Origin of the sequence: Liquorilactobacillus mali (assembly GCF_001437155.1) — a bacterium.
Lineage (GTDB): Bacteria > Bacillota > Bacilli > Lactobacillales > Lactobacillaceae > Liquorilactobacillus > Liquorilactobacillus mali_A.
The window spans coordinates 200,093-215,169 of sequence record NZ_JQAR01000001.1 but is presented as its reverse complement, the minus strand read 5'-3'; the positions used below and the strand labels follow the sequence as shown (position 1 = coordinate 215,169).

Sequence of the window (15,077 nt, the reverse complement as noted above, 5' to 3'; positions counted from 1 at the left end):
GGTTTAATTTTACAGGGGAAAGGTATTCCCATTTACACAAACTTCTTGACACTCCCGTTCCTATAAAAGACACATCAAATCTAAAATCTATAAGAGCTAAAATTGATGGCAACTATGAGACCGATAACTACGACGACGATAATTCAAGCCACACATTTGATTTCACATTAAATCTTTAACGACTGCCCTTTCGGGGGCTTTTATTTAACGCCTTAAGCGAACATATGTGCGTATGCATATATAAGAATTACACAAATTCTGATCTTAACAATCACCTTTTAAGATTTCTTATTGAGAATTGTGTACTCACCTATACTTTTTAAACATTGGAGGTATCTGCTCTACGAAAATAACTAGTTATAAAAATAAAAAAGGAAAAACTCGTTATAAATTACACGTATTCTTAGGTTATGATCCAACAACGGGTAAAAAATATGAAACCACTCGTCAAGGCTTTACAAGCAGGACAGAAGCTAAAAATAAAGCTAGCAAATTACAAATATCATTTTCAAGTGGAAAGTTAGTCAAAAAATCAGCTGCAATAAAAACATTTCAGGAACTATTCGATTTATGGTTTGAGTCATATAGACAATCAACGGCTACTGATTGTTGGTGGCTATACAAGCGGTATATAAAACCAAGATTCGGAAAAAATAAGCGTACCCTCTTGTCAAAAATCTGTTAATTATTGGCACAAAAGATATCGTGAATATCGACATATTAAAAATTTAACCGCTCAAATACTAAATTATGCTATTAATCTTGAAATAATTGACAGCAATCCTATGAAGAAAATTGTTGTACCTCGTCCTTTACCAAAAGATGAGAATGAAGAAAATTTTTATACGCGTGATGAATTAACATATTTTTTTGAGTGCTTAGATTCAATTGGAGATAAAAGATTTATTGCTTTTTTTTAGATTGCTAGCATTTACAGGATTACGAAAAAGTGAGGCTTTAAGCCTTCAATGGAAAGATATTGATTACGTGAACAAAAGTGTAAAAATCTATAGAACATTGTTTTTTGATGCAAGAAAGCACAAAGTTATAGTTCAAACTCCCAAAACAGCTTCTTCTGAACGAGAAATTGAACTAGATGCTAAAACAATTTCTTTGCTAAAATCATGGAGAATTGATCAACGAGAGCGCCTTCTTACAAATGGTATTAATTCAATGACTAACGAACAGTTCTTATTTACTCAAATGAAGTCAAATCAGCTATTAATAACAAACAGAGCAAATGACTGGCTTAAATGGGTCTATAAAAAATATCCTCAAAAGAAAATAACAGTACATGGTTTCAGACATACACATGCTTCTTTACTTTTTGAAGCTGGTGCGTCTATTAAAGAAGTTCAAAATCGTCTAGGGCATTCAAACTCAAAAACAACACTTGATATATATACTCATGTTACAAAAAAAGTAAAACGTGACACAGCAGAAAAGTTCGCAAAATTTATGGACAATTAAACAAAAAAGCTACCTGTTGTCGTTAAATTTGTCGTTAATTTCCAAAAAAATAAAAAATAAAAAGCCACAAACGTTAATATAACAGCGTTTGTGGCTAAATACATAAACCTATCCAACAGAACCTTCCATCTGGTACTCAATCAACCTATTAAGTTCGACTGCATATTCCATTGGTAATTCCTTGGTAAATGGTTCAACAAATCCCATAATAATCATTTCAGTTGCTTTTTCTTCAGTAATTCCCCGACTCATCAAATAATAGAGCTGCTCTTCTGAGATCTTGGAGACCTTTGCCTCATGCTCCATCGAAACATTCCCATTTTTGATTTCATTAAATGGAATAGTATCACTCGCACTTTTTTCGTCAAGAATAATAGTATCACATTCAACATGTGAGAATGAGCCATCACTAGTACGTCCGAAACGAACTTTACCACGATAATCTACACGTCCACCATCTTTACACAAGGACTTAGAAACAATCGAACTGGATGTGTTCTTAGCATTATGAATCATGCGTGCACCTGTATCAGAAACAATATCTTTACCTGCAAAAGCGATCGAAAGCATTGTCCCTCTCGCACCCTCACCATTCATATACACACTCGGATACTTCATCGTAACCTTGGAACCTAGATTGCCATCAACCCATTCCATCGTCCCATTCTCAAGTGCTTGCGCACGTTTCGTTTCAAGACTGTAAACATTATCTGACCAATTTTGAATCGTTGTATAGCGGCAATATGCATTCTTCAACACATTAACCTCAACAACAGCCGCGTGCAAACTGTCTTCAGAATAGTTAGGAGCTGTACATCCTTCAACATAGTTTACACTTGCACCTTCATCGACGATGATCAAAGTCCGCTCAAACTGTCCACTATTTCCAGCATTAATTCGGAAGTAACTCTGAATTGGTACTTCTGTTCTAACACCCTTTGGTACATAAATAAATGTTCCACCTGACCAAACTGCAGAATTTAATGCAGCAAATTTGTTATCAGAAGGAGGAATCAGCTTGCCAAAATACTTCTTTACTAATTCTGGGTATTGCTGTACAGCCGAATCCGTATCCATGAAGACAATTCCTAATTTTTCAAAATCTTCACGCATATTATGGTAAACAACTTCGGATTCATACTGTGCAGAAGAACCAGCTAAATATTTGCGCTCTGCCTCTGGAACACCCAAACGATCAAAAGTTTTCTTGATATCTTCAGGGACATCTTCCCAATTACGAGCAATTTTATCACTATCACGCCTGAAATAATTAATATGATTCAAATCAAGCGTTGTTAAATCAGGCCCAAAATCAGGCATTTCCATCTGTTCATAACGTCTAAACGACTTCAGACGAAAATCCAGCATCCAATCTGGTTCATTTTTTGCTGCTGAAATTTGCCGTACAATTTCTTCATTGAGACCTTCACCGGTCGTCAAAATTGGTTGAATATCATCTTTAAAACCATACTTATATTCTCCGCCCAGACCAAGCATACTTGCATCTGCCATATAATAACTCCCTCCTATAGCTCATCGTGTCGCATTAAACCGACAGTCGATTCCTTATTGTCATTCTCAATTGCCTGATAAATTGCTTTCCAAGCTAGCGTTGCACACTTAATGCGTGCGGGAAACTGTGCAACTCCCTCAAGAATTGCTGCATCACCTAGAATATCATCAACATTATCTACTGAATCTCCAGTAACCATCTTCGAAAATGTCACTACCATCTGTTCAACTTGTGCTGCTGTCTTACCGATTACCTCATCAGTCATCATACTTGCGGAGGCTTGACTTATTGTACACCCAGATCCTGAAAATGCCACGTCAGAAACCTTGTCTGCTTTCATCGCAACCTGTACAACCAAAACATCCCCACAAGTCGGATTCCGCAACTCAAGTTGATGATCAGCATTTTTAAGTGTCCCGTGATGATGAGGATGTGATGCATGTTCCAAAATCATCTGACGATACAAATTATCTAATCTAGACAATCCCATTTTTAAAGAACTCCTTCGTTGCCTTGATTGCTTCTACCAAACGTTGTCCATCTTCAACTGTGTTATATAGATAGAAGCTGGCACGTGCCGTTGCAGCAACATCCAAGTATTCCATCAATGGCTGTGCGCAGTGATGTCCTGCTCTTACTGCAATACCTTCCATATCTAAAGCAGTTGCAACATCATGCGGATGCAAACCTTTGAGATTAAAAGAAATAATTCCAGTACGTTTTGCAGGATCTAGTGGCCCATATATCTCCAAACCATCAATCTTAACCAATGCTGGCAAAATATTTGCAATCAATGATTTCTCATAATTCTCAATTTTATCCATTCCAATACTTTCAAGATAATCAATGGCTGCACCTAAACCGACAACTCCTGCAATATTCTGTGTCCCACCTTCAAATTTCCATGGGGCCTTCTTAAAAGTAGTCTCTTGCAACTGTACCCAATCAATCATTTCACCACCAAATTCAAGCGGTGGCATTTGCTCTAATAATTCACTTTTACCCCAAAGAATACCTATCCCAGTTGGAGCCATGAGTTTATGCCCAGAAAAAGCAAAGAAGTCAATGCCTAAATCCTGTACATCAATCTTCATATGCGGTGTAGATTGAGCACCATCAACGACCATAATTGCTCCATGTTTATGTGCAATTTTTGCAATTTCCGCCACCGGATTAACGACTCCAAGAACATTTGAAGCATGAGCAAGTGAAACGATTGCTGTTTTATCTGTAATTTGTTTCCTGACACTATCCATATCTAGCTGGCCATCAGGAAGCAAATCAATATACTTTAGTATTGCTCCATTTTTCTTAGCAAGGATTTGCCATGGTACCAAATTGCTGTGATGTTCCATGTACGAAATAACAATCTCATCACCGGGCTTCACAAAAGTTCTGCCATAACTTGCAGCCACCCAATTTAAGGATTCAGTTGTTCCTTTCGTGTAAATAATTTCCTGTTCACTTGGAGCATTGATAAAGTGTGCAACCTTCTTGCGAACGTCTTCAAATTGCGCCGTTGCTCGCTCCGCAAGTGTATGCACTCCGCGATGAACATTAGCATTATCATGATAATAATAATTGGTTATCGCATCAACAACCGCACGCGGTTTTTGCGTAGTTGCTGCATTATCAAGATATACCAATTGTTCATCGTTCACTTTCTGATCAAGTATCGGAAAATCCTTAATAAGTTCATTCATCTGTTTGACCATCGACAAGCTTCCTTTCGATAGTTACCTTTAATTGTTCTTCAATCTTCTTTGATGGAATAGCAGCCAATACTGGCCCCAAAAAGCCACGAATGACAAGGCGTTCTGCAACTTTTTTCGGCAAACCGCGACTCATCAGGTAATACAACTGTTCTTGATTGACACGTCCTACACTAGCAGCATGACCAGCAGTTACATCATTATCATCAATCAGTAAGATTGGATTAGCATCGCCCTTTGCCTTGGTCGATAGCATCAAAACACGACTTTCCTGTTGGGCATCCGAGCCCTTAGCGCCCTTTATAATATGTCCAATTCCATTAAATGTAAGTGTTGAACGCGACAGAATCACACCATGTTGCAAAATATGTCCAATTGTGTGACGCCCAATATTCGTAACACGTGTATCAATTCCTTGAACTTGTTTGCCTGTTGAGATAGCAACAACTTTAACTTCTGAATGAGACCCATTTCCTACAAGGTCAGAATCAAAATCACCAACAATATTTCCGTCATTCATCATACCCATTGACCAATCAATCTTGGCATTATCCTCAAGGTGACCTCTCCGATTGAGATACGTAGTCGTATTGGTTCCCAAGCGGTCAACACTTGCAAATTTCACATGACTATCAGTCCCTGCAATAACTTCAACGATAATATTTGCGGTGGTCTTCTCACTACCAACAGTTGTCAAATTCTCAAGGTATGAGAACTCGCTATTTTTTTCAGTAACAATTATTACATGGTGTACATAGTCTGCCTTTGTGGTAGCATCTTGCACAAAATAAGTAGTCAACGGCTCTTTCACAACAGTATTCTTAGGAACATAAACAAATAATCCACTTGTCAAGTTTGCAACATGTTGTGCAGTTAGCAGATCCTCGTCATACTTTACAGCTTTTTGCATGAAATATTTCTGAACTAGATCACTGTGCTGCTCTAATGCTGTCTGCCAATCACAAATAATCACACCTTGTTCTTCTAACTCAGTTAGTCCTTTTTCGCGTACAGTATCTTGACCAAGCTGCACGACTAAGTACTTTGCTTCTTCGATGTCTAACTCTTCTAGAAGATCACTATCCGAGGAAAATTTTTTTAATGCTTTTTTTACCTGAATTGGCCAGCGCTGATATCTTATTTTCTCAAAATTCGGTAATTCTAGTGCTGGTTGTGCCTCAAGTGCCTTGATTCTCATTTCAGTAAACCATTTTGGTTCAGCTACACTTTCTGCGTAGCTTTTAATTTCAGGATAACTCTCAAATTCAACCGTCATAATTCACCTCATCCCTACGCATCTTCATCAACAAGCTTAATGTCTAATCCAAGCTCATCTCTTATCCCTGCGTAACCTTCATCTTCCAACCTCTTAGCGAGTTCTGGTCCACCTTGTTCTACAATTCTACCGCCCATCATCACATGAACGACGTCAGGTACAATATAATTCAGGAGACGTTGATAATGCGTAATAATTAATGAACCAAATTCAGGCCCTCTCATCTTGTTAACACCACGTGAGACAACCTTTAATGCATCAATATCCAACCCAGAATCAATTTCATCTAGAATTGCAAACTTTGGTTTAATCATCATCAATTGCAATATTTCATTCCGTTTTTTCTCACCGCCGGAGAATCCTTCGTTAAGGTAACGATCTGCCATTTCCTCGGTCATATCTAAAACTGACATTGTCTCATCCAATTGCTTCAAGAAGTTTTTAATCGAAATTGCATCATCTTCAGGTCTGCGAGCATTGATTGCACCACGAATGAATTCTGCATTCGTTACGCCAGGAATCTCAGCAGGATACTGCATTGCCAAGAATAGGCCGGCACGGGCACGTTCATCAACTGGTAGATCAAGAATATTTTCACCGTTAAGCAAAACTTCTCCTTTAGTTACCTTATACGCAGGATGTCCCATGATTGCTTCCGACAAAGTTGATTTACCAGTTCCATTTGGTCCCATGATTGCGTGGATTTCACCGGTTTTCATCGTTAAGTTAACACCTTTTAGTATATTTTTACCTTCAATTGACACATGTAAATCTTTTATTTCAAGTGTTGACATCATCAATTCCTCCAATTTAGAACACGCTCTAATTTTAGCTTAATTGCAAATCGTTTTCAATTAGAAAATTCATTAAATTTTAATTTTTATAAATAACTAAGGATAATAAGAAAAATATCTTATCACTTATTTAGAGCCATTCTGTCTCATACACATCAGGTTTAAATCCACAAGTAAAGTGATCTCCTTCGATCATTAGCGGTCTCTTGATTAATTTACCATCACTGGCCAAAAGTTTGCTTGCCTCTTCATCACTCATTGAAGGAACCTTATCTTTTAGTTTCAATTCACGGTACTTAATGCCGCTCGTGTTAAAGAAATATTTGATTGGATGGTTGCCCTGCTTAATCAGCCCTAATAATTCTTCTTTAGTTGGTGGAGTTTCCACTATATCAACTTCATTATAGGATACATTTCTTTCGTCTAACCATTTTCGTGCCTTTGCACAAGTACTGCAACGACTGTAACAATACATTTTCTTCAATCAAACCAACTCCCTTTTTATACTAAAATTTATTATAGTACAAGACCTAATTTGTGACAAAGAAGAGTAATTCAAGATTGTAACCATTGCATATTTTATAAAAATCTATCACAAAAAGGAGCCAGGTCAAATTTTAATTATTGACCTGGCTCTATATTTATTCTGGATAAACATGTCCCTTATGCCAAACTTCTTTTAAACAAAAAAGATTAGTGAAAATCCTTACTGTTACTGAACATATAACTCTTGTTATGATATCTCATCGACATTATTAATCCAATACCAATCATATTTCCAATCAATGATGACCCACCTTGACTCACAAAAGGTAATGGAATACCTGTCAATGGAAGGAGTCCTATGCTCATCCCAATGTTTTCAAATACATGGAAGAGTATCATCATAATTACTCCAGTAGAAATATACGCATAAAATTCATTCTTAGTATCAAAAGTAACTTGAATCATCTGAAAAATTAATAACAGATATAAAAATATCAAGACACATCCGCCAATAAAACCAAAATTCTCTCCAATAACCGAAAAAATCATATCAGATTCGCGGACGGGTACATACACATTTGAGACATTAAAACCCTTACCAAGAAGCTTACCCGAGCCAATTGCTTTCATACTCTGCCACAATTGATAACTTGTTGAAGATGTATCAGCCGATGGATTCAGCCACGCTTCAATACGATTAAATTGATATGTTTTGAAACCAATTTGTTCTAGGATACTTCTTCCATATATTACCAGTGTAATAGCAGTGGTACCTAGGACACCACCAGCAACCGCAATCGAAGCAATAATCTTCCAAGTTATACCTGAAACAATCACAACTCCTCCAAAAATGGCAAAAAAGACAAGCATTGTCCCAAAGTCATTTTGTAGCTTAAGTAAAACAGCTATTGGCAATGTCCAACCAACCATCTTAAATAATAATTTCCAGTCATTGCTCGAAGTATGTTCAACATATTCATTATTGTGTTGAGAAACAACTCGACCCAACATCATAATATATGCGGGTTTCATGAGCTCAGAAGGTTGAAAAGTCAAACTCCCAATTGCAAACCAGCTTCTAGCACCTGTCTTAGCAAAATAATATCTACTATACAAAAATAAAACCATTACCAAGAGAAATATCCCAATACCATACACAATTGGAGCCAACTTCCACAGCTGTTCCGCATCAAACTGCATAATAATTACGATTGCGATCGTTCCAATTGCATACCAAGCTACCTGTGTCAAAATCATCTTGGTAACACTAGATGTACTTGTATCGTGACTCGCAGCAACATATATTGATGCTATCCCAATCACCGCTAACACAAGAACTGAAAAGATAATACCATAATCAATCCGAACATCTTTATTATCCGCTCTCGTTAATTGTTCCTCAGCCAATATAGCTCCTCCTTATAAATACTACCTGCGAACCTAAACAGATAACCTTAAATAATAAAACCGCTAGTATGAGTATCCATATCTACCGGATTTACAGAAAATTCTATCTAATTCGCATGGTGAAGGTGATAATCACGTATCAACAAGTTGATAGCCTCGTCATGTGAACTAGTCCTAAAAGTTTCACCATTTGGAAGCAATGCTACAAAACCTCTTTTTGAAACCCTAACACTACCTAAGGTCGCTGAGCCTATCGTCAATACAATTTCAGTCTCACCATCTACGATCTTTTCTTCTTCTTTAATTTCGATGTTCTTCTCTCTACGTGACACTATTTTCCTCCCATGTGAGAATTTTCTAAATACCTATTATTCAAAAAAACATTTTTTAAACTTTGATCTATTTTGAGTTATTATTGCGTCTTAAATTAAACCTTGGGGGCACTGGATCATAACCGCCCTTCACTAGAGGATGGCACCTTAAAATCCTAGCAGTTCCCATTAACAATCCCTTTATAACCCCATGTTTCTCTAAAGCTTGAATCATGTAAGTAGAACAAGTTGGATAATACCGACAACTTGGTGGAAAAAAAGGGGAAATTCCTTTTTGATATCCACGCACAAGTAAAATCAACAGCCGCTTCATCGAAATTATCCCCCTTAATTTATAATTATTTCTTGCTTTTTTCTATATGTTCTAATAAGAAACCTGTTCCCATTGCAACATCATCTAAAGGAGAATCAGCGACCATCACTGGAACCTTCAAATGCTTTGAAAATAATTGATCAATTCCATTTAACAATGCTCCGCCACCAGTTAAAACAATTCCACGGTCAATAATATCAGCAGCTAATTCAGGTGGGGTTTGTTCCAAGACATCTTTAGCAGCATCAATAACTGACATCATTGTTTCATGAAGAGCACTCTCGATCTGATTAGATGAAAGTGTAATTGTTCGAGGCAGACCATTTACAACGTCACGTCCACGGACCTCCATCTGATCACTGCGATAATCTGCTAAAACTGTACCAATTTCAATCTTGATTTTTTCAGCAGTCCGTTCTCCAATTTGTAGTCCCTGCGTTTTACGCGTGTATGTCATAATATCGGAATTCAAACGATCTCCTGCTATTCTCAACGAACGACTCACAACGATATCACCAAGGGAAAGGACAGCTATGTCACTAGTTCCACCGCCAATATCAATTACCATGCTACCGTGTGGTTGAAAAATATCTAGGCCAGCACCAATCGCAGCGACTTTAGGTTCTTCTTCAAGAAAAACACTCCCGCCACCAGATTTTTCAGCTGCTTGTCTAATTGCTTTGCGCTCAATAGAAGTTGTGTTAGTTGGACAACAAATTAAAATATTAGGCTTAGACATAAATCCCTTAACATTAAGTTTCTTAATAAAATATGAAAGCATTTGTTCTGTTATATCAAAATCAGCAATTACTCCATCCTTCAGCGGACGAATTGCTCGAATATTATTAGGAGTCCTTCCAACCATCTTATAGGCTTCCGAACCAACGGCTAATACTCTTCCTGTGTGAGTATCGATTGCAACTACTGATGGCTCATTTAAGACAATACCCTTGCCCTTTAAATTGATTAAAACATTAGCAGTTCCTAAATCAATACCAATATCTTTAGCCATAGCTATTCTCCTTTAATAAATTATATATGTAGTACTTTAAAAACAAGGTTACCCCTTGATTGCCCTACAAAAAACATAGTATATTATACCACAAACATTCTTTCACAAGAATATAGAATTATAATAAATACAGGATTAGACCATGACTTTTAGAGATACTCAATTATTGAGCTCGGAAACCTCTCTGTTTTTAATAGCAAGATTTTCTTCATCAACTCTTGTAATCTCAGCCCCTAAAGCTGCAAGTTTCTGATGAAAATGATAATATCCGCGATCAAGATACTTCAGATGAGTTACTTGAGTATAACCGTCTGCAACAAGGCCAGCCAAAACCAACGCTGCCGCAGCTCTCAAATCAGTTGCTGCAACTTCAGCACCGTGTAATTTTGCTGGACCGTGAAGAATCGCGGAGTTACCTTCAATCCTAACATCAGCATTCATCCTTCTTAATTCACCAAAATGCATAAATCTATTTTCAAACACTGTTTCCGTTATAACACTTTCTCCATCTGCCAATAACTGCAAAATAGAGATTTGTGGTTGCATATCAGTTGGGAAACCAGGATGAGGTAACGTTTTAACTGTTACAGGTTTCAAATGTTTTGTTCCAATTACCCTAATTCCCTCATTCTCTTCAGTTACAGAAACTCCCATTTCTTCCAACTTAGAAATTAATGGACGATTATGTTCTGCAATTGCATTCTTTACCAACACATTTCCATTAGTGGCAGCGGCAGCAACCATAAATGTACCAGCTTCAATTCTATCTTGTACAATTGTATGATCAGTACCATGTAATTCAGTAACACCGACAATCTTCAATCGCTCAGTACCCGCACCAATCACATTTGCGCCCATCTTATTTAAAACATTTGCTAAATCAACGATTTCAGGTTCACGTGCGACATTTTCGATAACAGTTGTCCCTTTTGCGAGCGTAGCTGCCATCATGATGTTCTCCGTAGCCCCAACACTTGGAAAGTCCAAATAAATATCTGCACCAACAAGTCCTTCAGTTGTAGCTTCAATATATCCATCGTGATGTTCAACTACCGCACCCATAGCTTCAAGACCCTTTAAGTGCAAGTCAATTGGTCTTGAGCCGATTGCACATCCGCCGGGCATCGCAACCTTTGCGTGCCCTAAACGTGCCAATAACGGCCCGATAACTACTATGGAAGCACGCATCTTAGAAACATATTTGAAAGGTGCCTCATACGACAACTTAGAAGTTGCATCTAATGACACAGTCTTGTTAATTTCGTCCATTTCAACTTTAACATTTAAAAAACGTAATACATTATTCATCATATATACGTCAGACAGAACTGGTACACTATCCAACTGCATTGTTCCCTCTTTTGCCAATAAGCTTGCCGCTAAGATAGGTAAGACAGCATTTTTTGCTCCTTCGATCTCAACACTGCCGACAAGTCGATTACCGCCATGAACGATTATTTTTTCCAAAATGATTCCTCCAAGTTATCATAATATGCATTTTTTATTTTTGAAATAAATAAGACAAACTGCGTACATTATTTATGAAGTCCAAGAAAAACGAACTACACATGTATCCAATTGCAATAGATACCATTACAATCAGTATTTTGAATATACCTTGTTTTTGTGAGGATATGTAACGATCCAAACGCAAAGCTTGCACACAATAAAAAGCAAGGAAAACAAATACAAAGTTACATATAATGTTAAGTAATGCAGTGAACCCATAATAATTCATTATTCACACTCCTCTAAAAGATACAGCTTAATATTATCATAAAAAAAAATACAAGTCTTTAAATATGTAATAAGTTTGTAATATTTTAATTATTTTTTACTTTTATATTGTTGCATAAAAAAAATCATCCGATTCATAAAGTGATCGGATGATTGAAAAAATATTTTTTTATTAATAATTAATACTAGTGTCCTGATATATTTATACGGTTAACTGCTCTTTTCAAAGCAATCTCAGCACGCTTAGTAGTATTAATATCATTGCTCTGTTTAGCCGCTTCTAAACGCCGTTCCGCACGCTCACGAGCCTTAGCAGCACGATCTTTATCAATATTTTCCTTTTTTTCTGCACTATTTGCAACAACTGTCGCAACATTATCAGAGAATTCAACAAAACCACCACTAACTGCGATTTCATCAAACTTGTCATCAGTACCTTGCACTTTGACTCTTACTTCATCAATTTCTAGTGAAGCAATTAAGGGAATATGATTTGGTAAAATACCAATTTCACCTACAGTCGTCTTAAAAACTGCTAATCTTGTTTGACCCTCATAGACACTGCCATCAGGAGTAACTACACTAACTGTCAATAAATCTTGTTCAGCCATCAAAGTTACCCCCTTTATTTGCTAGTCATTTTCTTAGCTTTTTCAACTACCTCTTCGATACGTCCAACTGAACGGAATGCATCTTCAGGAAGATCATCATATTTACCATCCAAAATGTCCTTGAAACCAGCAACAGTTTCTTTAACTGGAACATAAGAACCTGGAACACCAGTAAATTGTTCAGCAACGTGGAAGTTTTGTGATAAGAAGAACTGGATACGACGAGCACGAGCAACGATTACCTTTTCATCATCAGAAAGTTCATCCATTCCAAGAATTGAAATGATATCTTGCAATTCACGATAACGTTGCAAAACATGTTGAACATCTGTAGCAACTTTATAATGCTCTTCACCGACTATTTCAGGTGCCAAAGCACTTGAAGTAGAAGCTAAGGGATCAACAGCAGGATATATACCCTGTTGTGTCAAACTACGCTCAAGGTTAGTTGTAGCATCCAAATGAGCGAAAGTTGTTGCTGGTGCAGGGTCAGTATAATCATCAGCTGGAACATAAACAGCTTGAATAGATGTTACAGATCCCTTTTTCGTTGATGTAATACGTTCCTGCAGTTGACCCATTTCCGTAGCAAGTGTTGGTTGATAACCAACAGCTGACGGAATACGTCCAAGCAAAGCTGAAACTTCTGAACCAGCTTGCGTGAAGCGGAAGATATTATCAATAAATAGCAACACATCTTGCCCTTCTGTATCACGGAAATATTCCGCAATTGTTAATCCTGTCAGAGCAACACGCATACGAGCACCAGGTGGCTCGTTCATCTGACCAAATACCATGGCCGTTTTCTCCAAAACACCTGATTCTTTCATTTCAAAATAAAGGTCATTACCTTCACGAGTTCGTTCACCAACACCTGTAAAAACAGAAATACCATTATGTTCTTGGGCAATATTGTGAATAAGTTCCTGAATCAAAACAGTTTTCCCAACACCGGCACCACCAAACAACCCGATTTTTCCACCCTTAATATAAGGTGCAAGTAAATCAATAACCTTAATACCTGTTTCAAGAATTTCAATTTTTGTGTTCAACTGGTCATACGCTGGTACATCACGATGGATTGGATGACGCTCGGCATCATCTCCAAATTTTTCACCACCATCGATCGATTCACCAAGAACATTGAACACACGTCCTAACGTTTCTTTACCCACTGGGACACTAATTGATGCACCAGTATCTTCAACCTTTGCACTTCTTTGAACACCATCTGTTGAATCCATCGCTATGGTACGCATTACTCCGTCACCAAGTTCAAGAGCAACTTCAACAACAAGATTTGAGCCATCTGCTCGTTCAACATTCAACGCATTGTTGATATCAGGTAATTTTTCGCTAAGAGGAAATTGAACATCAATAACAGGTCCGATAACTTGAACTACTTTACCAGAACTCATTTAAACATTCCTCCAATCATCTTATTAATCAAGAGCAGCTTGTGCACCTGTAATTTCCGTAATTTCAGTAGTAATCGCACTCTGGCGAGCACGGTTGTACTGTAATTCCAATGAAGAAATAACATCTTTTGCATTATCAGTCGCAGACTTCATCGCCATCGAACTAGAACCATGTTCAGAGGTCTTTGCATCAAGAATTGCTCCGTAGATTAAGCTCGCAGCATATTGAGGCAATACTACCTCTAAAATTGCATCCTCTGAAGGCTCCATCTCATACTCAGCTGAAAAGCCCTCCTGTTCACCGTCATCTGTCAAATCATCATTACCGACATTCATAGCAGAAATCGGCAACATTGGTTCAGCGCGAAACTCCGATGTCAGCGAATTAACGAAGTGATTATAACAAACAAATAATTCATCATAGGTTTCGTCATCATACATATCAATAATTTTTTTGACTAATTGATGAGTCTCTCTGAATTTTGGAATATCTTTAACTCCACGAAATTCAAAAGGAACTTTGTAGCCCCTCTTCTTAAAGAAGTCAGCACCAGTACCACCAATCGCAATAATCACTACGTCCTCTGTGGAATGATTGCCACCACTGATTAATTCCAAGGTCTGCTTAATCACGTTACTATTGTAACTTCCCACCAATCCACGATCAGAAGTAATTACCACAATCCCCGTATGTTTAACTGGTCGCTTAACCAACATACTTAATCCATCAATCTGATCATCATTTTCATTTGCTTCCTTCGGACGAGGTGTAATTGATGCACCACCATCAAGGAGATGAGATTTAGCAAGATGAGTTATAACACTACGGATTTTTTTAGCATACACTTGATAGCTAGTCGTATGACGTTGAATCTGACTCAATTTAGCAGTCGAAACCATCTGCATTGCACCAGTGATTTGTTCTGTCTTCTTAGTTGAAGAGATTCTTCGTTTAATTTCTTGTAGAGAAGCCCCCACTAGCCTTCACCGACCTTT

17 protein-coding genes are annotated in these 15,077 nt (G+C 37.5%); 2 read left to right on the top strand and 15 right to left on the bottom strand.

Annotation, left to right across the window (positions count from 1 at the left end):
* Nucleotides 1-298 precede the first annotated feature (298 nt).
* Nucleotides 299-685 carry an Arm DNA-binding domain-containing protein gene (locus IV36_RS12570; RefSeq protein WP_056990320.1) on the top strand — a complete coding sequence of 129 codons (387 nt, stop codon included), beginning with the start codon at nt 299-301 and terminating at the stop codon, nt 683-685.
* 203 nt (nt 686-888) lie between these two features.
* Nucleotides 889-1,470 (top strand): site-specific integrase, encoded by a 582-nt coding sequence (locus tag IV36_RS01055; RefSeq protein WP_162261576.1) that lies wholly within the window; start codon nt 889-891, stop codon nt 1,468-1,470.
* A 108-nt stretch (nt 1,471-1,578) separates the two neighbouring features.
* Here the strand turns inward: IV36_RS01055 and sufB are convergent, their stop codons facing one another.
* The 15 genes from sufB to IV36_RS00985 form a co-directional block, all read right to left on the bottom strand.
* On the bottom strand, nt 1,579-2,982 hold the full coding sequence (gene sufB, locus IV36_RS01050) for a Fe-S cluster assembly protein SufB (RefSeq protein ID WP_003690005.1): 1,404 nt from the start codon (nt 2,980-2,982) through the stop codon (nt 1,579-1,581).
* Between the two features lie 14 nt (nt 2,983-2,996).
* A complete protein-coding gene (sufU, locus tag IV36_RS01045) occupies nt 2,997-3,473 on the bottom strand; it encodes a Fe-S cluster assembly sulfur transfer protein SufU (protein ID WP_056990318.1) in 477 nt (158 codons plus the stop codon).
* Complete coding sequence (locus tag IV36_RS01040; RefSeq protein ID WP_056990317.1) at nt 3,460-4,698, bottom strand: cysteine desulfurase; 1,239 nt, start codon at nt 4,696-4,698, stop codon at nt 3,460-3,462. The genes sufU and IV36_RS01040 overlap by 14 nt, the downstream gene beginning before the upstream one ends.
* Nucleotides 4,679-5,971: a Fe-S cluster assembly protein SufD gene (gene sufD / locus IV36_RS01035; protein WP_056990316.1), complete on the bottom strand. Its 1,293-nt coding sequence runs from the start codon at nt 5,969-5,971 to the stop codon at nt 4,679-4,681. The genes IV36_RS01040 and sufD overlap by 20 nt, the downstream gene beginning before the upstream one ends.
* A 14-nt stretch (nt 5,972-5,985) precedes the next feature.
* Nucleotides 5,986-6,765: a Fe-S cluster assembly ATPase SufC gene (gene sufC / locus IV36_RS01030; RefSeq protein WP_003689998.1), complete on the bottom strand. Its 780-nt coding sequence runs from the start codon at nt 6,763-6,765 to the stop codon at nt 5,986-5,988.
* A 130-nt stretch (nt 6,766-6,895) separates the two neighbouring features.
* On the bottom strand, nt 6,896-7,249 hold the full coding sequence (locus IV36_RS01025) for an arsenate reductase family protein (protein WP_056990315.1): 354 nt from the start codon (nt 7,247-7,249) through the stop codon (nt 6,896-6,898).
* A 209-nt stretch (nt 7,250-7,458) separates the two neighbouring features.
* On the bottom strand, nt 7,459-8,661 hold the full coding sequence (locus IV36_RS01020) for an FtsW/RodA/SpoVE family cell cycle protein (RefSeq protein ID WP_187328419.1): 1,203 nt from the start codon (nt 8,659-8,661) through the stop codon (nt 7,459-7,461).
* A gap of 104 nt (nt 8,662-8,765) precedes the next feature.
* Nucleotides 8,766-8,990: a DUF2969 family protein gene (locus IV36_RS01015; protein ID WP_056990313.1), complete on the bottom strand. Its 225-nt coding sequence runs from the start codon at nt 8,988-8,990 to the stop codon at nt 8,766-8,768.
* A 67-nt stretch (nt 8,991-9,057) separates the two neighbouring features.
* Entirely contained in the window at nt 9,058-9,303 is a 246-nt protein-coding gene (gene yidD / locus IV36_RS01010) for a membrane protein insertion efficiency factor YidD (RefSeq protein ID WP_056990312.1), read from the bottom strand.
* A gap of 25 nt (nt 9,304-9,328) precedes the next feature.
* Nucleotides 9,329-10,315 (bottom strand): rod shape-determining protein, encoded by a 987-nt coding sequence (gene mreB / locus IV36_RS01005; protein WP_056990311.1) that lies wholly within the window; start codon nt 10,313-10,315, stop codon nt 9,329-9,331.
* Between the two features lie 159 nt (nt 10,316-10,474).
* On the bottom strand, nt 10,475-11,782 hold the full coding sequence (gene murA / locus IV36_RS01000; protein ID WP_056990310.1) for a UDP-N-acetylglucosamine 1-carboxyvinyltransferase: 1,308 nt from the start codon (nt 11,780-11,782) through the stop codon (nt 10,475-10,477).
* Nucleotides 11,783-11,816: 34 nt separating this feature from the next.
* Nucleotides 11,817-12,053, bottom strand: a complete 237-nt coding sequence (locus tag IV36_RS11825) for a DUF1146 family protein (protein WP_082623680.1) — start codon at nt 12,051-12,053, stop codon at nt 11,817-11,819.
* A 184-nt stretch (nt 12,054-12,237) separates the two neighbouring features.
* Nucleotides 12,238-12,663 (bottom strand): F0F1 ATP synthase subunit epsilon, encoded by a 426-nt coding sequence (locus IV36_RS00995; RefSeq protein WP_056990309.1) that lies wholly within the window; start codon nt 12,661-12,663, stop codon nt 12,238-12,240.
* Between the two features lie 14 nt (nt 12,664-12,677).
* On the bottom strand, nt 12,678-14,081 hold the full coding sequence (gene atpD, locus IV36_RS00990; RefSeq protein WP_056990308.1) for a F0F1 ATP synthase subunit beta: 1,404 nt from the start codon (nt 14,079-14,081) through the stop codon (nt 12,678-12,680).
* A 24-nt stretch (nt 14,082-14,105) separates the two neighbouring features.
* Nucleotides 14,106-15,059, bottom strand: a complete 954-nt coding sequence (locus IV36_RS00985) for a F0F1 ATP synthase subunit gamma (RefSeq protein ID WP_056990307.1) — start codon at nt 15,057-15,059, stop codon at nt 14,106-14,108.
* Nucleotides 15,060-15,077: the final 18 nt, after the last annotated feature.